General features: G+C 31.1%; 22 protein-coding genes and 2 tRNA genes. 6 read left to right on the top strand and 18 right to left on the bottom strand.

Going from position 1 to position 26,558, the window contains the following annotated elements; all coding sequences use genetic code 11:
- Positions 1-120: 120 nt before the first annotated feature.
- Positions 121-2,028 carry an acetate--CoA ligase gene (gene acs / locus Q4487_RS06875; RefSeq protein WP_303540646.1) on the top strand — a complete coding sequence of 636 codons (1,908 nt, stop codon included), beginning with the start codon at positions 121-123 and terminating at the stop codon, positions 2,026-2,028.
- 47 nt (positions 2,029-2,075) lie between these two features.
- Here acs and Q4487_RS06870 read toward each other — a convergent pair whose 3' ends face one another.
- On the bottom strand, positions 2,076-3,350 hold the full coding sequence (locus Q4487_RS06870) for an NRAMP family divalent metal transporter (RefSeq protein ID WP_303540648.1): 1,275 nt from the start codon (positions 3,348-3,350) through the stop codon (positions 2,076-2,078).
- A 13-nt stretch (positions 3,351-3,363) separates the two neighbouring features.
- The gene (locus Q4487_RS06865; RefSeq protein WP_303540651.1) at positions 3,364-3,999 is read right to left on the bottom strand and encodes a vancomycin high temperature exclusion protein; all 636 of its coding nucleotides are present in this window, start codon (positions 3,997-3,999) and stop codon (positions 3,364-3,366) included.
- Positions 4,000-4,158: 159 nt separating this feature from the next.
- Between Q4487_RS06865 and Q4487_RS06860 the strand changes: the two genes are divergently transcribed.
- On the top strand, positions 4,159-5,742 hold the full coding sequence (locus tag Q4487_RS06860; RefSeq protein ID WP_303540653.1) for a S41 family peptidase: 1,584 nt from the start codon (positions 4,159-4,161) through the stop codon (positions 5,740-5,742).
- Positions 5,743-5,869: 127 nt separating this feature from the next.
- Complete coding sequence (locus tag Q4487_RS06855) at positions 5,870-6,385, top strand: hypothetical protein (protein WP_303540655.1); 516 nt, start codon at positions 5,870-5,872, stop codon at positions 6,383-6,385.
- Positions 6,386-6,422: 37 nt separating this feature from the next.
- Here the strand turns inward: Q4487_RS06855 and Q4487_RS06850 are convergent, their stop codons facing one another.
- Positions 6,423-6,884, bottom strand: coding sequence for an Lrp/AsnC family transcriptional regulator (locus Q4487_RS06850; RefSeq protein ID WP_034643358.1), 462 nt, complete (start codon positions 6,882-6,884; stop codon positions 6,423-6,425).
- Positions 6,885-7,041: 157 nt separating this feature from the next.
- Here Q4487_RS06850 and metE point away from each other — a divergent pair, with 157 nt between their 5' ends.
- Positions 7,042-9,360 (top strand): 5-methyltetrahydropteroyltriglutamate--homocysteine S-methyltransferase, encoded by a 2,319-nt coding sequence (gene metE, locus Q4487_RS06845; RefSeq protein WP_303540657.1) that lies wholly within the window; start codon positions 7,042-7,044, stop codon positions 9,358-9,360.
- A gap of 50 nt (positions 9,361-9,410) precedes the next feature.
- On the opposite strand, the gene Q4487_RS06840 is transcribed toward metE, so the two are convergent.
- The 3 genes from Q4487_RS06840 to Q4487_RS06830 all read right to left on the bottom strand — a co-directional run bounded on the left by Q4487_RS06840 (position 9,411) and on the right by Q4487_RS06830 (position 12,918).
- Positions 9,411-10,229, bottom strand: a complete 819-nt coding sequence (locus Q4487_RS06840; protein WP_013621483.1) for a DUF1080 domain-containing protein — start codon at positions 10,227-10,229, stop codon at positions 9,411-9,413.
- Between the two features lie 164 nt (positions 10,230-10,393).
- The gene (locus Q4487_RS06835) at positions 10,394-11,479 is read right to left on the bottom strand and encodes an SGNH/GDSL hydrolase family protein (RefSeq protein WP_303518321.1); all 1,086 of its coding nucleotides are present in this window, start codon (positions 11,477-11,479) and stop codon (positions 10,394-10,396) included.
- 32 nt (positions 11,480-11,511) lie between these two features.
- A complete protein-coding gene (locus tag Q4487_RS06830) occupies positions 11,512-12,918 on the bottom strand; it encodes a pyridoxal-dependent decarboxylase (protein WP_303540659.1) in 1,407 nt (468 codons plus the stop codon).
- 269 nt (positions 12,919-13,187) lie between these two features.
- On the opposite strand from Q4487_RS06830, the gene Q4487_RS06825 reads away from it, so the two are divergent.
- The gene (locus Q4487_RS06825) at positions 13,188-14,330 is read left to right on the top strand and encodes an MFS transporter (RefSeq protein ID WP_034643121.1); all 1,143 of its coding nucleotides are present in this window, start codon (positions 13,188-13,190) and stop codon (positions 14,328-14,330) included.
- Positions 14,331-14,369: 39 nt separating this feature from the next.
- A complete protein-coding gene (locus tag Q4487_RS06820; protein WP_303540662.1) occupies positions 14,370-15,131 on the top strand; it encodes an AraC family transcriptional regulator in 762 nt (253 codons plus the stop codon).
- On the opposite strand, the gene Q4487_RS06815 is transcribed toward Q4487_RS06820, so the two are convergent.
- From Q4487_RS06815 to mutS, 12 genes are all read right to left on the bottom strand, one after another.
- Positions 15,132-16,040 (bottom strand): hypothetical protein, encoded by a 909-nt coding sequence (locus Q4487_RS06815; RefSeq protein ID WP_303540664.1) that lies wholly within the window; start codon positions 16,038-16,040, stop codon positions 15,132-15,134.
- 85 nt (positions 16,041-16,125) lie between these two features.
- Positions 16,126-17,916 (bottom strand): UvrD-helicase domain-containing protein, encoded by a 1,791-nt coding sequence (locus tag Q4487_RS06810; protein ID WP_303540666.1) that lies wholly within the window; start codon positions 17,914-17,916, stop codon positions 16,126-16,128.
- A gap of 1 nt (position 17,917) precedes the next feature.
- Positions 17,918-19,948: an ATP-dependent endonuclease gene (locus Q4487_RS06805; RefSeq protein WP_303540668.1), complete on the bottom strand. Its 2,031-nt coding sequence runs from the start codon at positions 19,946-19,948 to the stop codon at positions 17,918-17,920.
- A 139-nt stretch (positions 19,949-20,087) separates the two neighbouring features.
- Positions 20,088-20,468, bottom strand: coding sequence for a DUF5071 domain-containing protein (locus tag Q4487_RS06800; protein WP_303540670.1), 381 nt, complete (start codon positions 20,466-20,468; stop codon positions 20,088-20,090).
- Between the two features lie 3 nt (positions 20,469-20,471).
- The gene (locus Q4487_RS06795; RefSeq protein WP_303540672.1) at positions 20,472-21,209 is read right to left on the bottom strand and encodes a hypothetical protein; all 738 of its coding nucleotides are present in this window, start codon (positions 21,207-21,209) and stop codon (positions 20,472-20,474) included.
- Between the two features lie 11 nt (positions 21,210-21,220).
- Positions 21,221-21,994, bottom strand: a complete 774-nt coding sequence (locus Q4487_RS06790; protein WP_303540674.1) for a hypothetical protein — start codon at positions 21,992-21,994, stop codon at positions 21,221-21,223.
- A 253-nt stretch (positions 21,995-22,247) separates the two neighbouring features.
- A complete protein-coding gene (locus Q4487_RS06785; RefSeq protein ID WP_303540676.1) occupies positions 22,248-22,433 on the bottom strand; it encodes a hypothetical protein in 186 nt (61 codons plus the stop codon).
- 19 nt (positions 22,434-22,452) lie between these two features.
- A complete protein-coding gene (locus Q4487_RS06780; RefSeq protein WP_303540679.1) occupies positions 22,453-22,956 on the bottom strand; it encodes a hypothetical protein in 504 nt (167 codons plus the stop codon).
- A gap of 10 nt (positions 22,957-22,966) precedes the next feature.
- The gene (locus Q4487_RS06775; RefSeq protein WP_303540681.1) at positions 22,967-23,320 is read right to left on the bottom strand and encodes a hypothetical protein; all 354 of its coding nucleotides are present in this window, start codon (positions 23,318-23,320) and stop codon (positions 22,967-22,969) included.
- Between the two features lie 166 nt (positions 23,321-23,486).
- Positions 23,487-23,570 (bottom strand) — tRNA-Leu (locus tag Q4487_RS06770).
- 45 nt (positions 23,571-23,615) lie between these two features.
- Positions 23,616-23,687: transfer RNA gene (locus Q4487_RS06765), tRNA-Gly, on the bottom strand.
- Positions 23,688-23,829: 142 nt separating this feature from the next.
- A complete protein-coding gene (mutS, locus tag Q4487_RS06760; protein WP_303541295.1) occupies positions 23,830-26,412 on the bottom strand; it encodes a DNA mismatch repair protein MutS in 2,583 nt (860 codons plus the stop codon).
- Positions 26,413-26,558: the final 146 nt, after the last annotated feature.

Genomic DNA, 26,558 nt, shown 5'->3' with positions numbered 1-26,558 from the left:
TTAGCAAATTTATTAAGTATATGTTTTTATGTTGATGTACTATAACATCTAAAATGTAAACTGTTGTTTTATTAGAGTTTTACTAGTTATTAGTAATCACAAGCACAAAACAAATAGCACATGAGTAATTATCACATTAAACATTTAGAGGAATATTTTCAGGTATACCGAAAATCTGTACGTAACCCAGAAGCCTTTTGGGAAGAAATTGCAGAAGAGCATTTTTTATGGAGGAAAAAGTGGGATAATGTTTTAAGTTGGGATTTCTCTAAGCCAGAGGTAAAATGGTTTGAAAATGCAAAGCTTAATATTACAGAGAATTGTATAGACAGACACTTAACAACTAGAGGTGAAAAAACAGCTATTCTTTTTGAGCCTAACAACCCTAATGAAGAGGCACAACACATAACCTATTATGAGCTACATAAACGTGTGTGTAAAATGGCAAATGTGCTTAAAGAAAATGGAGTTAAAAAAGGAGATCGTGTTTGTATTTATTTGCCTATGATTCCGGAGTTAGCGGTATCTCTATTGGCTTGTGCAAGAATAGGAGCTATACACTCTGTTGTTTTTGCAGGTTTTTCTTCTAATGCTTTAGCAACAAGAATTAATGACTCTGACTGTAAAATAGTAATTACTTCTGATGGATCTTTTAGAGGAAAAAAATCTATAGATTTAAAAGGTATTGTAGATGTGGCTTTGGACGACTGTCCTGGTGTAAAAACAGTATTAGTAGCCAAGCGTACCAATGCAGAAGTAAAAATGAAAGAGGGGCGTGATAAATGGTTACAGCCACTTTTGGACGAGGCATATGGGGATTGTGTTGCAGAAATTATGGATGCCGAAGATCCTTTATTTATTTTATATACATCTGGCTCTACAGGTACTCCAAAAGGTATGGTGCATACTACAGGTGGCTATATGGTATATACGGCGTATACTTTTAAAAATATTTTTCAGTATAAAGAGAATGATGTTTACTGGTGTACCGCAGATATAGGTTGGATTACAGGGCACTCTTACATTGTGTATGGTCCTTTGGCTAACGGAGCAACTACGGTAATGTTTGAGGGTGTGCCTTCTTATCCAGATTTTGGCCGTTTTTGGGAAGTGATAGAGAAACATAAAGTAACTCAGTTTTATACTGCACCTACTGCTATTAGAGCTTTGGCAAAAGAGAATATAGATTTTGTAGAAAATCACGACTTATCTTCTTTAAAAGTATTAGGTTCTGTTGGTGAACCTATTAACGAAGAGGCTTGGCATTGGTACAATAGTAATGTTGGTAAAAATAATAGTCCTATTGTAGATACTTGGTGGCAAACAGAAACAGGCGGAATTATGATTTCTCCTATACCTTATGTTACACCAACAACACCTACATACGCAACGTTACCTTTTATTGGTATACAACCTGCCTTAATGGATGAAAACGCACAAGAGTTAAAGGGCAACCAGGTAGAGGGGCGTTTATGTATTAAATTTCCGTGGCCTTCTATTGCAAGAACAATTTGGGGTAATCATGAAAGGTACAGAGATACTTATTTTTCAGCCTATAAAGACAAATATTTTACGGGTGATGGTGCTTTAAGAGATGGTGTTGGTTATTACAGAATAACAGGTCGTGTAGATGATGTAATTATTGTATCTGGACATAATTTAGGTACTGCACCTATAGAAGATACCATTAATGAGCATCCAGCTGTAGCAGAGTCTGCAATTGTTGGGTTTCCACATGATGTTAAAGGAAATGCTTTGTATGGTTATGTTATTTTAAAAGAATTTGGAGAAACTAGAGATAGAGATAATTTACGAAAAGAGATTAATCAGCAAATAACAGAACATATTGGACCTATTGCTAAATTAGATAAAATACAGTTTGTAACTGGTTTACCTAAAACAAGGAGTGGTAAAATTATGCGTCGTATTTTGCGTAAAATAGCTTCTAATGACACAGATAATTTAGGTGATATTAGTACGTTGTTAAATCCAGAAATTGTTCAGGAAATTATGGACAACTCTCTTTAAATAAAAGAATAAATTCTAAAGGCCGATTTTATATAAGTCGGTCTTTTTTATGCAATAATTTCTATGTAGTAGTAATAAATTGCAAATAAGCTTAGGAATAAAATACCTGCATACGTAAGTAGCTGTAGCCATTTTTTAGGTCTGTCTTCTTTAGCAACGTCGTTACTCATTACATTTTTTAAATTCATATAACCAACAACGGGAGCTACAATAAAAGATACAAAAGTAGCTAAGGCAACAACCTTACCCATATTAGAATTAAAAAAGATTATAACGGCTAAGTTTACAATGGTTAATACTATTACAGCTAAGGTAAAGTAAGATTTACTTTGTGGTTTTGTTTCTTCAGTTATGGTAATTGGTGTGCTTTTTAGCTTCTGTATAACATCTATACTAACTCTCGCAATAGCATCGTGTGCCGTCATACAAGAGCTAAACATTGTGGCAAAAGTGGCTGTAGACACAAAAATAGTTGTCCACTCTCCAATATGTACCGTAAATAAATTTATTAGCTGGTCTGCAAAACCAACAGCGCTACTACTCATTTTAGTATTTGTACCGTAAAGAGATAAGCAACCAATGGTCATAAAGAAAAAAGCAAGTATAGCTGTAACTATATATCCAAAGTTAAATTCTGATAATGCTTCTTTAAGATTTAGTTTTTTGTTTGTTAGTTTCTGCTTTTCAATAGTCCACATACTTAACCAGCTAGAGGTCTCTACCGCAGTAGGCATCCAACCTACTAAACCAATAATAAATAAAATACCAGCATTATTAAAAAGAGGTGTGGGTTTAAAGTTTGCTACCTCATCAACCTTTCCCTTAAAAACAACTACAATAGTGGTAACTAAAAGTGCAATTCCTAAAATAGATACTACAATTTTTAAAGACTTCTCTAAAAAAACATATTTACCAATAATTAATAGTGCAGATATAAAACTGAATAGTACAAGAGCAACAACAGTAATAGATACATTTGTAAGGTTAAAAAGGTTTATTAATAGACCAGATGTAACCAAGTATAAAGCTGCTAAAATGGTAAATGTAGATACTAGTGTAATAAGTGCATAAAACCACAAATACCCTTTGCCACGGTTTAAATACCCTTGTATAAGTGTTTTGTTTGTTGCGTTGGTGTATCTAATTCCAAATTCAAAAAAAGGATATTTTAAAATATTTGCTAGTACAATTGGTACCAACATAATCCAACCATATTGTGCACCAGCTTTGGTGGATAGTACAAGGTGAGATGTACCAATTGCCATACTCGCAAAAAGCAATCCTGGACCTAAGTTTTTAAGTAAAGTTTTAATCTTTTGCATTACAGTGTAAGTACTATTCTATCGTTATTTTTTCTCCATAAAATTTAGGCTCTGTGTTAAGTAGTAAATCTAAAAACACTTTAACACGTGCTAAATATTCTCTAGTCTGTACTTTTAAACCAGCTTTTCCTTTTAAATCTTTGGCATTAAAGCCAACGGTAGTTAGGCCTTTTTTTTCTGCAATATAAATAGCTCTTTCATTATGAAATTTTTGAGATATAACGGTAACCTTGTTAAGCCCAAAAATTACGTGCGCACGCACCATAGAATCTAATGTTCTAAAACCTGCATAATCTAAAAATATTTTATCCTCTGGTATTCCTTGTTTTACAAGTTCTCTTTTAAAAGTATCTGGTTCGTTATAGTATTTAGTTCCATTATCACCGCTAACTAAAACAAAGTCTATTTTTTTTGCATTGTACAAAGCAACAGTTGCATTTATACGGTGTACGTAGTAAGGATTTGGACTACCGTTAACAAGCTTACTTGTTGTGCCTAAAACAACACCAACTTTATTGTAAGGAATAGCATCTACATTATAAAAAGTTTTGCCCTTAGCTGAGTTTGTAATAATATTATTAGAACAAAAAATTGCCAATAATGGCAATAGAACAAGTATAGAAATAGTTATGATAATTTTTTTATTCATACAAGTTAAAGGTACAAAATAGAGCTATAGAATTGCTAAAAATAAAGTATTGTTAAAATATATTTTTAGTTTACATAATATTTTAACTTTATTGGCATAAAATGTGCTGTGTTTCTTGCAATTAAGAAAATATAGTTCAAAACCATAAAACCATAACCCTTGAGAAAATTATTGTTTTACCTTTTGCCATTACTGTTAATTACTTCATGCGCCAGTATAGAAAAACACAATCATCAAATAACCAAGTTACATAGTGTAGATGAACTGCATAAAGATGTTGATGTAGCTTATAGAAAACTACAAAAATTACATCCTCAATTATACCTGTATACGCCAAAAAAGGAGTTAGATGCTAAGTTTACTACTTTAAAGAGTAGTATTACAAAACCAATGACTACTTATGCCTTTTATGAAAAATTGGCTCCTGTTGTAGCGGAGGTTAGACAAGGACACGCAGGTATTTCTGTACCAACAAAAAAATACACCCGTAAAGAAAATAAAGCTTTTAATAAACTTAAAAACGAATGGTCTTATTTAAGGTTTGAAAACGTAGAAGATGCTGTTTTGGTGAAGAATACACTAGGTGAAGATAGTACAATGGTAGGGAGCAGAGTGGTAAAGTTAGGAGATGATTCTGTTGATGACTTGCTAAAAAAATACAAAACTTATTTTTCTTCAGACGGCTATAACACAACTTTTCATAACAAATATTCTGCGCAGAAATTAGCTAGATATTACTATTATGATAAAGGTAGATTAGATAGTTTAGAGGTTACATTTTCTAAAAATGATAGTTTATATACCAAAATTTTTAGAAGAATACCAAGAGACTCTACAAGGTTTCCTAAAGTAAAAAAAGATAGTTTAAATGATAAAAAACCAATTAAAAAGACGAAAGAAGAACGAAAACTTGCTTCAAAAAAGTTAAAGAAAGAACTAAAGGATTATCATAAATACGGATATAGTTACTCTGAAAAGTATTATAACAGAAATTTAGATTTTATAGGTGAAGATAGTAGCGTTGCTTATATGAAAATTAGAAGCTTTGCTAGAGGTGATTACGAAGCTTTTTATGAAGAGGCTTTTAAAAAAATAGACTCAGCAAAAACTGAAAATTTAATTATAGACTTACGTGATAATGGAGGTGGTAGATTGGTAGAAATTCACGATTTATATTCTTACTTAGCAAAGGATAAATTTAAGTTTATTGAGGAAGGAGAGGTAAACACAAGATACCCAATGATAAAGTCTTATATGTCTCGTAACAAAACAGTTTATGGAGCAGCATACAAGTCTTTATTTGTGCCGTTTCTATTTTTTAAAGAAGTTTTTAAGGCGCACAAAAAAAATGGGAAGCTAGTATATAAGTTTAAGGAATCTAAGATAGCAGCACCTAAAGAAAATAATTATAAAGGTAATGTGTATGTATTAATAAATGGCCGTTCTTTTTCTGCATCTTCTGTATTTTCTAATGTTATAAAAGCACGTAAAAGAGGCATTATTGTTGGTGAGGAAACAGGCGGTGCTTATAATAGTACTGTTGCAGGCCAAACAAAATTGGTAAGACTGCCAAATTCTAAGCTAATGTTATACTTTGGATTAATGGTTTTAGAAACACCTTTTAAAACTGAAATTGAGGGGTATGGCGTTAAACCAGACATAGTTATTACACCTACTTTAGAGGATCGTGCAAACAATTACGATCCAGAGCTAGATTGGATTTTAAATTCAATAAATAAATAAGTTTTTACTGTACAACTTTATAAAACAGTTGTTCTACAACGGTAAACAAGTGTTTTGCAACATTAATTATGCATCTTTTATGTAAGCGTTTAGTTTTGGCAATAAATAACTAAACCCCAAACAAAAAATGAAAAAAATTACGTTACTAATTGTGTTTGCAGTAATGGCTGTAAACTTATCTGCACAAGAAGGATTAAAAATAGGTATACAAGGTGGTATTCCTTTAGATGATTATACAGATAATGTAAGTTTAATGGTTGCTGCAGATATAGGCCATATGTGGGCATTGGGTGAAGTAGTAGACTTAGGTGTAACTGGTGGCTATATACACGGCTTTGCAGAAAAATACCATACAGGCACTATTACTAATGATTTACCTGATATTCAGTTTTTAAAAGCTGCAGCTTCTGTGCGTGTTTGGACATCCAATTCTTTTTCTTTTGGCGCAGATTTAGGTCAGGGTTTTGGACTTAATGATGGTAATGACGGTGGCTTTTATTACAGACCTCAAATAGGTTATTTAATGGGAGAAAGTACAGAGCTTAATTTATCATATACAGGCATACAATTAGGAGATAATACAGAATGGTCTACGGTATCTATAGGTATTATGTACACTATAAAAACAATAAAGAGATTCTAAATAAAAAACACAAGATTTTTAAACACTTACATTGTATCTAAATTGGTATAGCGTAGGTGTTTTTTATTTCTCCCATTACAAATGTGCTGTGTGTACTTCCTACACTTTTTACTGATCCTAAACCATTTAAAACAAAGTCTTGGTAATGCAGCATATCTTTTACTTGCACTTTAAGTAAAAAATCAAAATCACCAGAAATATTGTAACACTCTGTTACTTCTTTAATAGACTTAATTTCTTTTACAAAATTGTGCCCTATATCTTTTGTATGTTGCTTTAGTTTAATATTACAAAACACAGTTAATCCTTTCTCTAACTTTTCTGCATCTAAAACGGCAACGTATTTTTTTATATATCCGTTTCTTTCTAATCTTTTTATTCGTTCAAAAACAGGCGTTGTAGATAAATTTACTTTGTTGGCCAATTCTTTAGAAGTTAGGTTAGCGTTTAATTGTAGTAATCGTAAAAGTTGTACATCTATCTGGTCTAAGTTGCTCATAGAAAATTTATCTAAAAATTGATTTGAAACAAATGTATAAAAGATTATTATTCTTTTTACTACATATTTTGTAGTTGTTATTTCTAAAATCAACAACTTATTTAGCTAAAATATTTATTATACTAAACTTTGCATAGAATAATAAATTTACAATGCTATGAAAACTAATGTTTTAGGTTACCCAAGAATTGGAGCTAAAAGGGAGTTAAAAAAAGTAAGCGAGAAGTACTGGAAAGGTACAGCTACTAAAACCGAATTGGTAGAAATGGGTAAGCAGTTAAAACTTTACAATTGGAAGTTAATGCAAAAGGCAGGAGTAGATCTTATTCCGTCTAACGATTTTTCTTTTTACGATCAGGTTTTAGATGCTACCTTAACCTACGGTTGTATTCCTGCAAGATATCAGAAAATAAAAGAAAAAGAATCTAAGCTAAACTTATATTTTGCTATGGCAAGAGGCTTACAAAATAATGAGTTTGATGTTACTGCTATGGAAATGACTAAGTGGTTTGATACCAATTATCATTATTTAGTACCAGAGTTTACAGCTAATCAAGATTTTGAATTGTTCTCTTTAAAACCTGTAGAGGAGTTTAAAGAAGCATTAGCACATAACATTACTACAAAACCAGTAGTATTAAGTCCGGTTACTTATTTGCTTTTAGGAAAGGAAAAAGAGGAGGGCTTTAATAAAATAGATTTGTTAAACAATTTGTTACCTGTATTTTTTGAGTTGATAACAGAGTTGGTTGCAGCTGGGGCAACACACGTACAATTAGATGAACCTTGTTTGGCATTAAACCTTACAGCTAAAGATAGGCAGGCAGTAACTAAATTGTATACCCAATTAGCCGGTAAATTTCCTGACTTAAAAATTATTTTAACTAGTTATTTTGATTGTTATGGAGATAATTTAGAAACTGTACTTCAGTTACCAGTATACGCTTTACATTTAGATTTGGTGCGTTGTTCTTTGCAGTTAAATGATATTTTAAATGCTGCTAATTTTAAGAATGATAAAATACTTAGTTTAGGTTTGGTTGACGGACGAAACATTTGGAAAAATAACTTTGAAGCAACCTTAGCAACCGTGCAAAATGTAGTGGCACAATTAGGGGTAGATAAGGTTTGGCTTGCTACATCTTGCTCATTATTACATACGCCCTACGATTTAGATTTAGAACAAAATGAAGAAACACTACCAACTAGTGTAAAGCAATGGTTGGCTTTTGCTAAGCAAAAAATTGATGAATTAGTTACACTTAAAAAACTTGGAACAGCAGACAAAAGCAAAGAGGTTGTTGCTAAATTATTAAGTAACACTAAGGCGCATAAAGCAAAAAAAGAATCTTTAGTTATACATAATGCTGCGGTAAAAGCAAGAATAGGTTTGTTAACTGCAAATGATAGTGAGCGTAATGCAGAGTTTTCATCACGTCAAAAAATTCAAAAAAATAAACTAAAGTTACCAGTATACCCAACAACAACTATTGGGTCTTTTCCACAGACAAAAGAAGTAAGGAGTTGGCGATCTAAATTCAAGAAAAAAGAACTTAGTTTGGATGCTTATAATACATTAATTCAAAAAGAAATTGAAGAAACCATACGTTTTCAAGAAAAAATAGGGTTAGATGTACTTGTGCACGGTGAGTGTGAGCGTAATGATATGGTAGAGTATTTTGGAGAAAAACTAGATGGTTTTGCTATCTCTAGTTTTGGTTGGGTACAAAGTTATGGTAGTAGAGCTGTAAAACCACCAATATTATTTGGAGACGTATCTAGACCAGTGGCAATGACAGTAAAATGGTCTGCCTATGCACAGTCTTTAAGTTCTAAAGTAGTAAAGGGTATGTTAACAGGGCCGGTTACTATTTTACAATGGTCTTTTGTACGTAATGACCAACCAAGGTCTGAAACCTGTAAGCAAATAGCCTTAGCAATTAGAGATGAGGTTGTAGATTTAGAAAAAGCAGGTTTACAGGCTATTCAAGTAGATGAACCTGCAATTAGAGAAGGTTTACCATTACGAAAAGAATATAGAGATGCATATTTAACTTGGGCTGTAGAGAGTTTTAAAATAGCTACTTCTGGAGTGGCAGATAAAACGCAAATACATACGCATATGTGCTATTCTGAGTTTAATGATATTATAGAGCATATTACTAAATTAGATGCAGATGTAATTACTATAGAAACCTCTAGATCTAAAATGGATTTATTAAACGTATTTGTAGATTATAAATATCCTAATGAAATTGGTCCTGGTGTTTATGATATACACTCGCCACGTGTACCTACATTGCAAGAGATAGAAGATCTTTTAGAAAAAGCAAGTAAGTTGTTGCCTGTAGATAATATTTGGGTAAATCCAGATTGCGGATTAAAAACTAGAGATTGGCCAGAAACAAAAGCTGCTTTAGAAAATTTGGTAGCTGCTGCAAAAACAATGCGTTCTAAATTAAAAACTGCCTATTAAAATAAGCTGAATAAAAAAGCCTTTAGATTTTACTAAAGGCTTTTAATTTTTTACTTTTTGGTAAGTAGTTCATTAATTACTTCTGTAAGCTTAGCTTTATCTGTGATGTATTTTTCTAGGTTTACTATTTCTACTTTTCTAAAATCTACAGGATGACTCTCACTTTGTAAAGAGATGCTACCACTAGTTAATGGTTTTCCTTCTTTGGCTCCGTTTACAGGGTCTAGTTGAGGTTTTGTATAACGCAGCACTTCTTCACCATTTACATAATGTACTATTAAAGAATCTTTTAAAACCAAAGCTTCAACACGTACCCATTGGTCTCCGTGGTATGTTTTAGATGTAGATTTTGCACAATGTTCTTGTATTATCTCATCATTAAACACATACTGTGTACCAGGTGTGCAAATATTAGCAGTAGGGCGGTCATCTTTTCCGTTGCCTCCTAAAAGTTGTACTTCTATAGAGTTAGGAAAATCTTGCTCTACCGTCATTGTATTAGGAGACTGTCCGTGAATCATAATACCACTATTTCTAGTAGCCCAACCTTCACCACCTTTGGCTTGCTCTCCTACAAACCTGTACTCTACACCAATTAAGTATGCGCTGTAAGGCTTTTTGTAAAATAGGTGTCCGTATTGCTGATTAAAATCTCCGTAGTTGTTATAACGCACTTGTATGTTGCCATCTTTTACGCTAAAAGTATTGGCGTAATTATCATTTAACGGATGGTTTCTTATTTTTACTTGCCAACCTTTAAGGTCTTTACCATTAAAAAGTTGTTTCCATTTTGGTTTGTTATTGTTGCAGCTCATTATAAAAAGTGAGCATATAAGAATAACAATTACATTATAGGTTTTGGTTTTCATATTTTTGGTAGATTATTTAGGATCTGCTAAAATATAAATTTAAGGGAGAGTTGTAATGTATATGATGTTAAATCTGTAGAAAAAACTTACAGCTTTGTTTGTTTTTAAATTAGCACGTTTAAATTTTACATTGCAGAAATGTAATTGTAAAATAAAAAAAATACTTACCAGTTTATGTTTTTATCAATAAAAGCAATAAGACTTTTGGCCATTTCTTTTTGCTCATTTATACTTGGGTGTCCAGGAGTGTTTTTATAGGGCATAAAATGTGTGTAAACATTTTTATCTGCTATTTTAGCTGCTGCTTTGCTAATAAAATTCATCCATTTAGAGTTTTCTTTTGTGGCATCCATAGCTCCAAGAGCGCATATAATTTTAGCTTTAGGGTATTCTTTTCTTAAGCTAGTAATAAAGTTTTGATAAGCAGTAATAAAAAAGTCATCTTCTGGTTTTTTGTTCCCAAACCGGTGTTTAAACTCTTCATTTTTTGGCATATTCACTATCCAAGAATCATTCTGAAATAAATTTACAACTACTACATCTGGTTGGTATAAAGAAAAGTCCCATACACTGTTTTCGTTATTGGGGTCTAGTCTATTGTAAAGCTCTGGCATTATTATAGGAAACCAACTTACTGTAACTCCAATTCCGCTTTTACAAATAGCTCTGTATTCTGCATTAAAATGTCTGGCAGTTAGGGCAGCATAACTTAGGTAATTGTTTGTGTATGTACTATCTGGTCTGTCTTTTCCGGTAAAATCTTCTACAGCATAACCAGCAGTAATGGAGTTTCCGTAAAATTCAATTTTTCTAGCTTTAGGGGAGTCTTTTGGTAATATTTTACCTTGCTTATTCAGTTTAAAACCAAAAAAGCTTGTTTTTCCTTTATCCCATTCTGTTCTTTTAAATAGCTCTACAGTATGCTTTCCTTTTTTTAAATTGCTGGCAAGCGTATAATAGCGTTTTGTAGTATCTAATCGTAATAATTTAGCGCTGTCATTATCAACAAGAACATTATAATAGTTTTCTCCTTTTTCATCTTGTAATAATGCTTGTATGCTAGTGCCTTCAAAATTTAATTTTATAGATGTACCAGACCAGTGTAAGTCTGTGCTATCTGTAGTGTTACTATTTACTCTTCCCCAATATGTAATGTCTTTATTTGTATTGGTTATTATGGTTTTTGTAGTGCTTTTACAAGAAGTAAGCACTACAATTGATAAGATGAGAACGTAAAAAGAAAATTTCATTTTATATAAAATAATACATTGTTGGTTTAGTGTTAATAAGTAGTTTTAAGGGCTCTTTCAATTTCTGTTATAACTACAGTAATATCTTTTTTATTGGTACGCCAATTTACAAAAGAAGCCCTAACTCCTTTAGTGTTTCTATATACTGTTGGTGTCATATACACTTTACCTTCTTTGTTTAGTTCGGTTATAAAAAGAGGTATTTTATCTTGTTTATTTTTATCCTTTAAAGAAAAACAAACATTGTTTAAACGTGTAGGGGTTAGTAGTATTAGCTCGTTATTTTGAGTAATATACTCATCTAACATTTGTGCCATTTTAACTGAGTTTTCTACAATATCTTTGTAACCATCTATACCATAGGCAACAAGAGAAAACCAAGCAGGTAAAGCTCTTAGTCTTCTAGAGTTTTCTGGTAAAAAGTTTAGATAATTAAAGTTTTCTAAAGGGTCTCCTAAATATGGAGCATTAGAATTTTGAAATGTTTGAAGCTGTAGTAAGTTGTGCTTTTCTTTAATAAAAAAAACGGCACTATCATATGGTACATTCAGCCATTTGTGGCAATCTATAGTTATGCTATCTGCATTTTCCCAGCCTTTAACTAAATGTTTGTATTTTGGAGAGCATCCTGCAAAAGCACCAAACGCACCATCTATATGCCACCAAAAATTATATTTTTTATGTAATGTGTTTATAGCTTCAAAATTATCAAAATCTGCAGAGTTTACCGTTCCTGCACTAGAGATAAGTATAAATGGTTGGTTGTCTAAAGCTTTAATTTTTTGCTCTAAATCATTAATATCTATAGACTCTCTGTTGTCTTCTTCAACTTTTATTTTACTAACGTTAGTACTGCCTATACCAAGCATAGATAAAGATTTTATAGCAGAAGAATGAGGTACAGCAGATAGTATATTTATTGGTATAGAAATGCCATTTTTTGCAAAATCTTTTCCTTTTTGTTTCCCAAACCATTGCCTGGCTACTGCCAAGCAAGTAAAATTAGACATTGTAGCACCAGAAACAAACCCGCCTAAAAAGTTATGTGGTAAAGCAAACAAATCTAACAATAACTTTATAGTTTCTTGTTCTATTTGCACAGATACATCTCCTTGGGCAGAGGTTGTTTGCGGATTTTGATCATAAATAGTTGTGAGCCAATCACCAATAACAGCAGCAGGTGTAGACCCGCCAACTACGTAGCCCAAATATCTAGGGCCAGAAGAAGCAACAATAGTGTCTTTAAATTTTTTATTAAATAACTTAAGTGTATTTAATCCTCCAATACCCTCTTTATTTAAGCCTTCATAAATAGTATTTAACACAGGTAAAGTAGTTTTTTCTGTATCAATATTTTTAAAATATGCAGTGCCTTGTTTAGCTACTTTTTGTAATAATTGGTCAAAATTATTAAAATCTTCTTCAAGCAGTTTATTCATAATTTAATAAAGCTTTATGGTGTAAAATAGGATGCCTAATTGGTTTACAAGTTAAAAAAACAAAGTAACCTAAATGTTATTTTTATTGTTTTTTAAAAGTTAACCTATGCTATTTTAGTTTTAATATGAGTTATTTTTTTGCAATAGAATCTCATATTTAATATACAAAAGGCAGAAGAGTTTACGCGTAGTTTAGTTATTTCCATTTTGGTATACTCTATTAGAAAAATGGCACAGTAGAAAGCAAATTAGTATTGCAATTTTGCAATATGAAAAAAATAACAAACTTAGGAATATTTACACTGTTATTGGTAAGTAGCTTAACAATAATGGTAGGTACAGTTATTGCGCCGTCTTTAACAGGAATTGTAGAAAATTTAAATTTTAGTTTTTCTCCAGGTTGGTTAATTACACTACCATCTTTGGGAGTAGTAGTATTTGCACCAATAGTGGGTAAACTTTTACATAAAACAGGTTCTTATACTATGTTGTGTTTGGGGTTGGTGCCATATGCACTTTTAGGAGTTGCTGGGGCGTATATTACAAACGACTATATTTTAATGCTAGACCGGTTTTTATTAGGAGCAGCTACAGTTGCAGTGCAAGTGTCAGTAACTTCTTTTATTGCAGATTTTTTTACGGGTGAAAAAAGAATGAAACTTATTGCTTGGCAAGGTATGTCTATAGAATTAGGTGGTGTAATTTTTCTTTCTATTGGTGGTATACTTGGGCAGTGGCATTGGCAGTATCCGTTTTTTATATATTTATTAGCAATTGTGTGTTGGTTGTTGGTTATAAAAACATTGTTTAAAACAATTAAAAGTGATGAAGTTGTGGTTAAACAAGAGAAAAAAGAAAGTAAGCTAGCTATAAAAACTATTTTTTATGCTTCATTACTGTCTATGGTATTGTTCTTTGTTAGTTTTGTAACCTTACCCATTTATTTGCCAAAATCTATTGGTTTTACAGAGTCTTACACTGGTTATTTTATGGCATTTATATCTGTAATTGCTATTATTACAGCAAGTCAAATGCCTAGGGCAGTTAAAAAAATAGGAGATGGTAAAGTGGTAGCTTTGGGCTTTTTATTTTTTATGCTAGGGTATGTTACACTAGCTTTTTTTAATAGTATACCTCTATTGATTTTAAGTGCTGTATTTATTGGCACAGGTTTTGGCTTTACAATACCACTTTTAAACCATATGATGATAGAGGTTAGTGCGCCTAAAAATTTGGGAAAAAACTTAGGCTTGTATTCAATGGGAGTTTTTGGCGGCCAATTTTTATCAACTTTTATAGAATATATATCTACAAATTATGCTATTGTGTATACTGTAGCTGCTTTATTAGCTCTGGTTATAGGTATTGTACTTTATTATGCATTTAAAAAAATAGAAGAGCATAACCAATAAATATAGTATGCCTATATTTAAATTAAATTTTAAATATAGATGCCTGTAACCAATTTAAAACATAAAATAAAGATAGAGAAAAGCTTAACTAAAAAGACAACTATGCTTTCTGGTAATTCTTTTGGAATTTATTTTTGCTTAACTGCGGATTATAATGCTGTTGTATATTTTAAACCTTTAAACGATTTTTTTCCGGATACAGCGTTTGAAGTTAAAAATGGAATTTTATTAAATTTTGAAAGAGATTTAATTGAAGAAGATGATGTAGAGTATGCCTTAGATGTAATGACGCTCTTTAATAAACAACCCCAATTAGTTTTAAAAACCCCTAAGCAAGTTGCAAAGGTAAAAAACGCTATTAATTTAGTGGTAGAAGAGTACAACACAGCAGCATCATACATAATGATGAAAACACTTTTAAAGGTGTTATTACTAAGTTTAATACGTATTGGTAATGAAAATTTTATAGCACAAGACCTTAAGCAAAAAAGAGTGTTTGATTTTTTAGAGTTGATGGAAACCTCTTTTCTAAAAGAAACTAAAGCTAATTATTATGCAAAAGAGTTGGGTATAACTGAAAAAAGATTAAATCAGATTTTAACTGAAAAATTAAACTTAACAGCAAAACAAATTATACAGCAGCGCCAAATTACAGAAGCAAAAAGGCAACTTGTAAAAAGTGAAATTACAATTAAAGAACTTGCGTTTGAGTTGGGATTTGAGTCTTTAAGTAGTTTTTCTAGATTTTTTAAAAAGCATACAGGGGTTAGTCCTTCTAAATTTTCTATAGATTTAAAATAGCTAATTATTATAAGCCATATTGTAATTTTTGTTTGGTTTTAAGTATATAAACGTTCTGTTTGTGTTAATGTAAAAATCAAACCTCCTTAGAAAATCAGTGCCTAAAACACTCATACTTTGCCTAGCAATTGCGCCTTTAAAAAAGCCAATAGGTACATTTTTAAATGTAGTTTTACCAACTTTAAATTTAGGTAAAATTGCCTTTTGTGTTTTTAGCACATTACCATAAGAATCTTTAAGCGTTTTAGTATCAGTTATTTTTAAAAGCGAATCTAATTTATTAGTTTTAGCAAAATTGTCATCAAATAATAGGAAACCAGTGTAGCCAGAATGAATTAAAAATGAATTCTCATATTTTTTTGATGCTATACTACTTACACCGCCTAAAAACATAAAGCCGTCTTTAGAGTATAAAGGTACTTTTGTATAGCCTTTTATTTTTGTAGGTATTGTTTTGTATACCGTAATTTTATGGTTTGTAAAGCTAATATGTAGGGCTTTGCCTTTAAATAAACTAGGTCCAAATTTGCCATCTGTTCCTGGGCCTGAGTTTTTATTTTCCCAAATAGGTAAATTACTCCAATTAAAACCTCCTATTTGTAACGTGTTACTGTTGCTATGTCTAGATGTGCTTTTTCCGCCCCAACTTTCTACAGTTTCTTCTGTGTTCCATAGTACACTAGTAGCTTTGTTAGTGCTTTTTTCAATTATAGTGATAGATTCTGCAGCTGTATGTAGCATTAGGCTAACAGTATCTTTTTTATTTAAAATGGCCTCTACGGCAATGTTATTTTTAGGAGTAAAAGTAAACGGAAAGCTACCTAATAAATTTGCATTGTTTTTGGTTTGAGATATGCCACCAAAAGTAACTAGTGTAAAACATAAATAAGTAAACAACTTTTTAAACATAGTTATTATTGGTTTAAGAGTACGTAGTGCAGTAAAGCTAATTTACATAAAGTTGGAGTAGGTGCGGTGTTAGTGTTGTTAATTTTTATGGGGTGGATGTGTTTTCTGCTCCAAACCATTCTGTTATTTTATCCATTGCTGATTCTCCCATTTGCGACAAAGCCAAAACGACTAAATTCTCTTTAGCTCTAGAACAAGAAACATAAAATAGGTTTTTGGTTCTTAATTTTCTATGTTCTTTATCATCAGTATCATTAAAGAATTTTTCGAAATTATATTTTTGAGGCCAACTTGTATCATCAATTACCACCAAAACATTTCTATATTCTTCTCCTTTTGTACCATGCTTAGTTGAATATGAAGTTTGTTCTTGAATGTGTTTAAAAGCACAAATCATTTCGCTATAATTAGTTAGCATTAATGCGTTATAGAATGTTTTGTTTTTAGTTGCTCTTTTTAACTCGTCTTCATCACTAATAGTTGATGGATTTACATTGAGCTTTTCTATGAATTTCTGTAATTTTCTAGAGGGAAGCGAGAGCTTATTTTCTTTACAAAAATTAAAAACATCTTTAACTGTTCCTGTCTTTCTTAAAGTAATTAATGCGTTTAATTTAGTTTCTATTTCTTGTTTGTCAGAATGTTTAGCTAGCGAACTAAAAATACCTTGTTGTTTTAAATATTTTATAACTCTGTTATGGTTTTTGTTCTCCCAAAAAGAAACTAAATGCTCTATTCCAGTTTCACGTTCTTTAGAAGTTTTTTTGTCTTTGGAACCAAAGAAATATGTGGCAAAATGATTTTCTCTACTTAATAACTCAGCTTTAGGGTCATAAAATCTTTTTGAATAAGTTTTATATAGGTTTCCAAAACCTGCTCTTTCTGCAACTTTACTATTTGCAATTATTAAAATTTTATCATCCCCAGATTCTGAAAAATCCCAACCTTCTGCTTCTAGTTTTGTAACAATACTTTGATAGTCTGAATCTTTTTTAGGTATAATTCTTTTGTTATAAACCCTAATACCTTCTTTTGATAGCTTAGGAGCATTCGTACAATTAATAAATTGAACGCTTCCTTCAATACTTTCTTTACTTTCAGGTATTGTTTGCGTTATATTATCTCGAATATTGTTTAGTAAATTAACTACACTTATGGAAGAACGATAATTATCATCTTTTGTCACGAGTTCAAGTTTATTGTCATCAATATAGGATTGCAGAGAACCAATCCCTTCATCATAAATCTTTTGATATGAATCTCCATAGAAACCAACTAATAGTTTTGCTTTATTTCTTTCAAGTAGATAATTTATAATAGCATCAACCGTTTCACTTGCTGTATCTTGATACTCGTCTATAAAAATATAAGGATATTTTTGACCTAAGATTTGAGTTAAAGTAGTATAATTTTTAAACATTTGTAATGACAAAGCTATTACATCATCGTGATGTAGACTCCCTTGTTCAAAATCTCTATAACCACTATCATCATAAGTTACTTCCGTAATTCTTTCTTTTAATCCAGTTTTATATTTTTCAGGTTTATCAATAAGCATTACATCATTTAATAAATCCAATTCAATTATTAATTGCTTATTGAATCTTTTGATACAATCCCATAAAAATTCGTGAATAGTTGAAACAATAACTAAAGGATTATTTTCTAGTCTTTCAATAATTTCATTTTTTGCAACATTAGTGTAAGTAATACAAACAATTTTTTGATTGTTTAATTTGATGGTTTCTCCTCTTGTTTCTAAAACGTGATTTATGGTCTGAATTAAAGTATATGTTTTTCCTGAACCTGCACCAGCTTCAAGTACATAGCTTTTATTTTCTTCTATATGTTTTTTTATTTGTTCAATAGCTACCATCTTAATCGTTTTTAGCTAGCCAAATCAAGCCTTCATTTATATATTCTGGAACTTTCCATTCTCCATATTCCTTTTCGTTAAAAGACATAATATCGAATGTGAACTCTGTTTTTTGTTTAGAACTAAATTTATCTGGTATCTTTTCAGATATATCAATGTTTTTATTTCTTAGATAAGCAAATTCATCCTTTATGTATTTTTCTTCTTCAATAGGATGTTCGGTTAAAAAAAACTCTTTGTTAGTATTTATAAAAGCATCTTCAAAACTTCTTGCGTTATAACCATTTTCATTTGTTTGATATGCCACACGAATATTTTCTTGGATTTTGTCTTCAATTTTACAACTAGTTAATTCGGATATAGTTTTTTTGTTTGGCAACCATTTGATTAAAGTATAATTTGTTGTGTGTTCACCTTCTGAAACAGGACATTTACCATCTTTATCATTACTTGAATCAATATCTGTAATTATTAAAGTTCTAACATTTATAAACTCTAACATTTCACGGAAAGAATGTGCGTAAGCTCCGCCAACTTCAAGTATAGAGACATATTCATTACATAATGATTTTGCAGATTTTTTAATCATTTGAGGTAAAAGCATACGTTCGGTTGTACCTTCAACTAATATTACTTTATCTGCAAAAAATAAATCCGATTTATGGAGCGTTAAATATTGTCTTAAGAATCTGAAAGTTCGTTCATCATCTTTAATTTTTAAATTATTAAAATCTTGATTTGTTATTTTATATCCTCCGGATGCAGTTTGCAATCTATTGAAGTATCTAATTCTATTAAATCCTAATTCTGTTTCAATCCCAGATTCTGAAAGTATATGCGAAGAATGAGTTGTAATTATAACTTGTATCTGTATATTATTCTTTTCTTTAGCTTCGTTTACCATTTCTGAAACTTGGCTGATAAACACTTGCTGCATTTGAGGATGCATATGGGCTTCAGGCTCTTCAATAAGTACAACAAGGAAATTTGAGAGCTTCTCGTCTTTTGAATTTTTAAATTTCTCAATGAAACTTGCTAATTCTAGAATCATGTAAATTAGATTGCTATAACCAAGTCCATTATAGCTTTCAGGTAAGTTTATTTCATTTTGTTTATATAAATATTGAATGTTGTTTTTTAATACTTTTTCAGAATCAAATATTGAATCAATTTCTATAGGTGGTATCGAAACAGGTGTACTAGCTCCAAACTTCTTTAGTTCGAGCATTATATTTTCTAGTACTTTTTTATATTTATTTTTTAAATCAGAAGCAACACCTTTGAGAGTTTTTTCTAATTCTTCAACATCTTTATTGTCAGTCTTGTCTCTATGACTGTAGTAATTAGAGAAGCCTAAAGATAACGCATTGTGTACATCTCCTTTTGTGTCATCTAAAATTCGCATTGCTTTTATATTTTCAAAAAGCATTACTTTTTGAATTTTAGTTTTAAAACTATCTTCAATTATTCTTGTGTAACCAGACTCTTTATCTACTGCATAACAAACTGTTTCGTATAATAATTTTATGTTTTTATGAAGATATTCAATTAATTCTATTGTTTTTTCTTCTCTGTTTTCAAATGATTGAAATATTTTTAAAGTATTTTTTGGTTCAAAAGAAATACAAATCGTAGCATCATTTCTAGCGTCCTCCAAATCAGTTATAAATTCACTAAGTTCTACAAGAGATTCATTATTTCCTTTATTGTATTCAATTTCAAAATTGATTTTGATTTTAGGAATTTCAGCTAATAGTTGTTTTTCGATTTCTTCTCGGTTCTCTTCTGTGATTCCTTCTTTTCTAGATTCTAAATATTTATTGAAAGAGGATTTAAATACAGCATAACAACTCTGAGAAAAGTCCTCAAAAATAAATTTCCCATCTGTGGAGGTTGCTAACTTTACTGCTTCAAAAAAAGATGTTTTTCCAGTATTATTTTTTCCAACAATTAATGTTATGTCGTCTTCTAAATTGCAGTTTATATTTTCTAAAAGGCGAAAATTTTTAACTTCTATTTTTTTGATTTTCATCTACTATATATTTTCGCATATTATAAAAAATATAATTATGCATAATTATCACCCCTACAATTTAAAGACAATATTAGTTATGTTATTACGGAAATCTATAAATGGTATGTAATTATGTGTAGTTGGTTACTTACTTGCTTTACTTTGTTTTTTTAATCACCTCTAAAGCCAATTCTTGTGTTTCTTCAGCTATTTCTGCCTTAGTAGGTTGTGTAGCAATTCGTTTAAATTCAGCCAGTAATTTTGGATCTATTGGTGCTGTTGCATTTGTACCAAAAACTAACACAAGCCAGTATTTCCAAACTTCATCTTGGCCCCTTAAAATGGCAATAATATCATCTGTAATATGTTTTGTTATAGACTGTAAATACGATGCTATTGGACCTGCAACGGGCCAGTTTAAATCTTGTAACCAAGTTAATAACTCTGGCACTATTGGTTTTACTTGCTCATAACTATAGTTTTTTAAGTCTGCTATAGCTTCTAGGTCTCCTTTGTGTTTTGGTAGTTGTGGTTGCAATGGTTATTTTTCTTTTTTAAACCCTTTATTGGTTAGTTTCCATTGGGTATGTGTTTGTTCTTTTCCGTAAAAACCAGTTTCCTCATCTTCTGGGTAACTAAAATAAGACAATATTTTTTTTTGTTCATCGTATTTTATTTTAATGTCTTGCCCACGGTTTGCTTCTGTAAAAATAGAGGTTTCTCCTATAAAAGCAGCGTCGCTTTTTTGCAATTCACCATCTTCTATTTTGTATACTTTGGCTGTACTGTAATGTTTGCCACCACAACAGGTTCCCCAGCCTAATAACAAGTAGTGCGGTTTGTTATTAATTTTTATATGGTGTACACCAAGTATAAAAACATCTTGATCTCCATCATCTTTATCTTTTAAATTTATATATTTAATAGATCCACTACTGTTTTTGTATTGTGCATAAATTACAGAGCTGTGGCAACATCCGGAGTCTCTTTGGCTCCAGGTATATGTTTTTACTACACTATCTAGACTGTATTGTATGCTTATATGTTTAGATAAACTATCATATGGGTTAGCAAAACTAGTAGTATCTTTTAAGTGTTCTACAAAACGTTGCTTTACAAAAGGAAACATGCTGTTTGCCATATCAAAATCTACGGCTTGGTAGGCTTTAAATGTGGTTGTAAGTAGCTCGTCAGAATAATTATAATCTTCTTGAGCTAATGTACTATTGCATATTACAAATGCAAAAAATAGAATTTTAAGTCGTTTTGTTATTTTCATACAATATATTGTTAGGTGTAATCTTTGTAAGGGATGGCTAATTTTTTAAACTGTTTTACAATATTTTTTTCTCTTTTTTGACTTATAAAATCTATGGTAACTTTAAATTTTTTATGATACACGGTGTGTATAATTATAAATGTTCTTTTGTTTTTGCCACCGCCCACTGTTTCTTTAGTTGTGTGGGTTATATCATTTGTAGGTATTATTTTTTTTACAAACGGATTTATTAAGTTTTTTATAATGATGTAATTTTTAGAACTTTCTATATAACCCATTTGTGTTGTAAAAAGTAACAAAAAAAGAAATGTACCTGTACTAAATATAAAATATCCTGGATCTAGGTAGTTGGTAATAAACAGGTCTAGCAATAATATAATAGAGGAAGTTAGTGCTATTAATATAATTATTTTTACTAGTGTAATATAAAATGGTATTGATGTGGTTTTGTTAGTAATAGCAATAGTACTATTAGTAACAGGTTTACTTATTTTTATCTGTTTATTGCCAAAGGTGTTGTCTAAGTGTAAACGTAGTTTCCAAAAGTTAGTGTAGTAAGCCTCTTTTAGGTATATTTTTTTATTGTTTTTTAGGTGTATGGTAAGTCCTTTTTCATAAATGGTAAAAAACATAAATTTAGAAGGTACAGAACTATGTAACTCAATACTCTTTACTTCATTATAAGTATATGTTTTAAATATGCCAATTTTAATGTTTTTAGAGTCTACTCTATAAAAAGTGAGACTCTTTACAATCATATAAATACCATAGAGCACAAAAGCCATAAAGGCTATTAAAAACAGTATAATCTCTTCTTTGCTAATTATAAGTACATAAAGAAAAAACAATATGACAACAAAAAAAAATAGCAAGAATAGGTACAGAAAATTAAATCTGCTGGTTATGGTTGTATTTTTTATGTTATTACGCATCATTTTTGTACTTCAATTAAAAAGTACAAATTAAAGTATATATAGGGTATTGTAATGCGTTAATGTTTATTTGTAGTAATTAGGTGTATTACCGTTACTAAATAATTTATTTTTTAGCTTCTTTACGGTAAGCATTAAAAATAAGTACAGCCATAAATGCCCAAATTAATCTATATACCCATATGTTTATATCCTTGCCAAAAAATAGCACAGTTTCTGTGTCTCTCATAAAACTGTATACAACATTTACAAGGGCAAGTGCTACACCAATAATTAATATTGTTTTTCTCATAGCTGTTAAAACTAGTGTTTTATTTCTTTTTTTTAAGTTCTGTATTAATTTTCTTTTCCAATTTCTTAATCTCGGCAAAAGGTAAATTTAGAGCTAAAAAATAATTTCCGTTTCTAATTTTACTATTTACGTAAAAGGCATTAATAATTTTGTTATCTATAAACAAGCCTATGCTTTTACGCTCTTCAAAAGCTATGTCTGTAGCAATTTGCATTTTAATATCTCCATTGGGTGTAAAGGTTAGGTTTAAACCAAACTGTTTTTCTCTAGTATTTCCAAATGTAGCATCTATACCAACAGTAGAACACTTTTTAATTGCTGTAATAGGAATTAATGTTTTTGTGTTAACGTATTGTGTTTTATTAAAACTTGGAACAAAAACTTTTACTCCAACAGAATCATTTAAAATATAAAAGCCAGATTTTAAATGGCTTGTTCTGTCTGTTTCTTGTGTGTATTGACAAGTGCCAGTGACGTTTATAAGAAATAGAAAAAAGAGTAAGGCGTAGGTTTTTATAGTCATAATATATTTTCTAGAACCCCTCTAAACCTGTTGACGCCGCATCAAAAAACAATAATCCTGCAATAAGCATAACATAAAAAATTATCCATATTAAAGAGATAACTACACCTGCAATGGCAAGCCCTCGCGGACGATTAAAAAGTCCAATTATAGATAAAACAAGTCCTAAAATCCATATTAAGTGTCCCACAATAGGAATACAATATAATAGGTATGCAAGTATAGAGATTATAAAGCCGGCTATACCAATTGGATTGGAGTTGCTATTATTATTTTGGTTAATAATAATAGGTTGCGCTTGATGAGTTTCTTGTTGTTGCTGGTTTTGGTTGTCTTCTTGGTTGTGTGGTGTAATGTCACTCATAAAAATTGGCTATATTTTATGGCAATATAAAAATAAGTAGGTAAAATAGTACCTTATTTTATAAGTTATGCGAATTAAAATTTTTAGAGTAAATTAAAATAAGTGAAAACCAAAAAGGTATAAAAAGCAAAAACCCTTGAAAATCGTGAGATTAACAAGGGCTTTGTACTCGAGATGGGACTTGAACCCATACGGACTAATGTCCATTGGATTTTAAGTCCAACGTGTCTACCAATTCCACCACTCGAGCAAATTAGCTGTTATTACTAACAGGCAATTGGTATAATTTTTTCTGAGCGAAAAAAGGGATTCGAACCCTCGACCTCCACCTTGGCAAGGTGATGCTCTACCCCTGAGCTACTTTCGCAATTTTTATGAGCGTACATCTTTATCAGATGCGGGTGCAAATTTAAGACATTTTTCTAAACCACAAAGCTATTTTCAAAAAAAATATCAATATTTTTTGTCTAATTTTAGAATTTATTTTCAAATAACATAAAATGAGCGTTTTACACTTCATCTTTTTTTTGTGCAGAAAGCAATCTTTTTATTTCATTTAGTTTCATTAAGGCTTCAACCGGTGTTAGCGTGTTAATATCTAAATCAATTATTTCTTCTTTTAGCTCTAATAGCAGAGGGTCATCCATATTAAAAAAGCTCAGTTGCATTTCGTTTTGGGCATCTGTTAGCTTTGTTGTGAGCTCTTCACTAGAGTGAGATTTCTCTAACTTTTTAAGTATTTTATTTGCTTTAGAAATTACTTGCTGTGGCATACCGGCCATTTTTGCTACGTGTATACCAAAACTATGCTCACTACCACCAGGAGTAAGTTTGCGTAAAAACAGAACATTGTCTTTTAATTCTTTTACAGATACGTTGTAATTTTTTATTCTGCTAAACGTAGCTGTCATTTCATTTAACTCATGGTAGTGTGTGGCAAACAATGTTTTTGCTTGTGTTGGGTGTTGGTGTAGGTATTCTGATATTGCCCAGGCAATAGAAATACCATCATATGTACTTGTACCACGGCCAATTTCATCTAACAATACCAAACTACGTTCAGACAAGTTGTTTAGGATAGATGCAGTCTCGTTCATCTCTACCATAAACGTAGATTCTCCCATAGAGATATTGTCACTGGCGCCAACTCTAGTAAATATTTTGTCTACGTAACCAATTTTAGCAGCTTCTGCTGGCACAAAACTTCCCATTTGCGCTAATAATACAATTAAGGCTGTTTGGCGTAATATGGCAGATTTACCACTCATATTTGGCCCTGTAATCATTATTATTTGTTGTTCCTCTCTATTTAAAGTAACATCATTGGCAATATAAGTTTCGCCAACTGGTAATTGTTTTTCTATAACAGGGTGTCTACCATTTACAATTTCTAAGTCTGTAGAGTTGTTTATTACAGGAGCGGTGTATTTATTGTCTGTAGCCAATTGTGTAAAACCACAAAGGCAATCTAGTTGCGCAATTAACTGTGCATTGTGTTGTACAGGTGCAATGTACTCTTGCATCCAAACAACAAGTTTAGAAAATAGCTCTTGCTCTAAAACTTGTATACGTTCTTCTGCGCCTAATATTTTACTCTCGTATTCTTTTAATTCTTCAGTAATGTAGCGTTCTGCATTTACTAAGGTTTGCTTGCGTATCCATTCTTCTGGTACTTTGTCTTTGTGGGTGTTACGTACTTCTATATAGTATCCAAATACATTATTACTCGCTATTTTTAAAGAGGTAATTCCGGTGCGTTCGGTTTCTCTTTCTAGCATCTTATTTAAATAATCTTTACCAGAAAATGCCAATCCGCGTAGCTCATCTAACTCTGCTGAATATCCATTAGCAATAGTTTCACCTTTAAGCATATTAACAGGTGCATCTTCACTAATCATTTCTTTAATTTTAGCGCGTAGCATATCACAACCGTGCAATTGGTCGCCTATAAGTTTTACAGCGTCATTTTTGCTACTACTAGTAAGTTGCTTAACTGGTAGTATTGCTTCTAAAGAATTTTTTAGTTGTACTACTTCTTTGGGTGATATTTTAGCCGTTGCTACCTTAGAAATTAAACGCTCTAAGTCTCCCATTTGCTTTATAGACTGTTGTAGTTTATGCAAAATGGTATCATTGGCTTGTAGGTACTCTATAACTTGATGCCTTCTTTTTATCTTTTCTACATTTTTTAGAGGCAACGCCAACCAGCGTTTTAGCATACGCCCACCCATAGGTGATATGGTTTTGTCTATAACATCTAAAAGGGTAACTGCATTTGGGTTGTAGGAGTGATATAGCTCTAGGTTTTTAATAGTAAACCTATCCATCCAAATGTATTCTTCCTCGGCAATACGTTGTAACGTATTTATGTGCTGTAGTTTGTGGTGTTGCGTTTCAGATAAATAATGTAAAACAGCACCAGATGCCATAATACCTTGCTCTAAATGTGCCACGCCAAAACCTTTTAAAGTTGCAGTGTTAAAATGCTTGGTTAGTGTTTCTTGAGCGTAATCTTCCTGAAAAATCCAATCTTCTATAAAAAAGGTATGAAACTCGGTACCAAAAGCTTTTAAAAAATCCTTTTTATGTGTTTTAGAAACTAAGACCTCATTTGGTGCAAAGTTTTGTAGTAATTTATCAATTTGTTCTTCTGTACCTTCTGATGTTAAAAATTCTCCTGTAGAAATATCTAAAAATGCTACACCTATTTTTTTTCTTCCAAAATGTACTGCACATAAAAAGTTGTTGGTTTTGGCAGATAAAATATCATCATTTAAAGCCACCCCAGGAGTTACCAATTCTGTAACGCCTCTTTTTACAATTTTTTTAGTTTGTTTAGGATCTTCTAACTGGTCACAAATGGCAACACGTTGGCCAGCTTTTACCAATTTAGGCAAATAGGTGTTTAAGGAGTGATGCGGAAAACCAGCCAATTCTGTTTTTTCGCTACCATTGTTACGGTGTGTACAAATAATACCTAATATTTTTGATGCTTTAACGGCATCATCACCAAAGGTTTCATAAAAATCTCCAACACGAAAAAGCAACATAGCATCTGGATACTTTGTTTTTATAGCGTTGTATTGCTGCATTAAAGGTGTTACCTTTTTCTTTTTTGGTGTACTTGTTTTAGGCAAATTGAAAAATCTTATTGATTAACTTAAAAATTACAAAACGAATTTAAGTTTTTCTCTTTGGTTACAAAACCTTTGTTGATATTTGTGGATAAGTTTACTAG

The sequence above is a fragment of the Cellulophaga sp. 3_MG-2023 genome (assembly GCF_030546975.1).
Classification (GTDB): Bacteria; Bacteroidota; Bacteroidia; order Flavobacteriales; family Flavobacteriaceae; genus Cellulophaga.
Note: the sequence above shows the minus strand (reverse complement) of the source record. Positions and strands in the feature narration are given on the sequence as shown.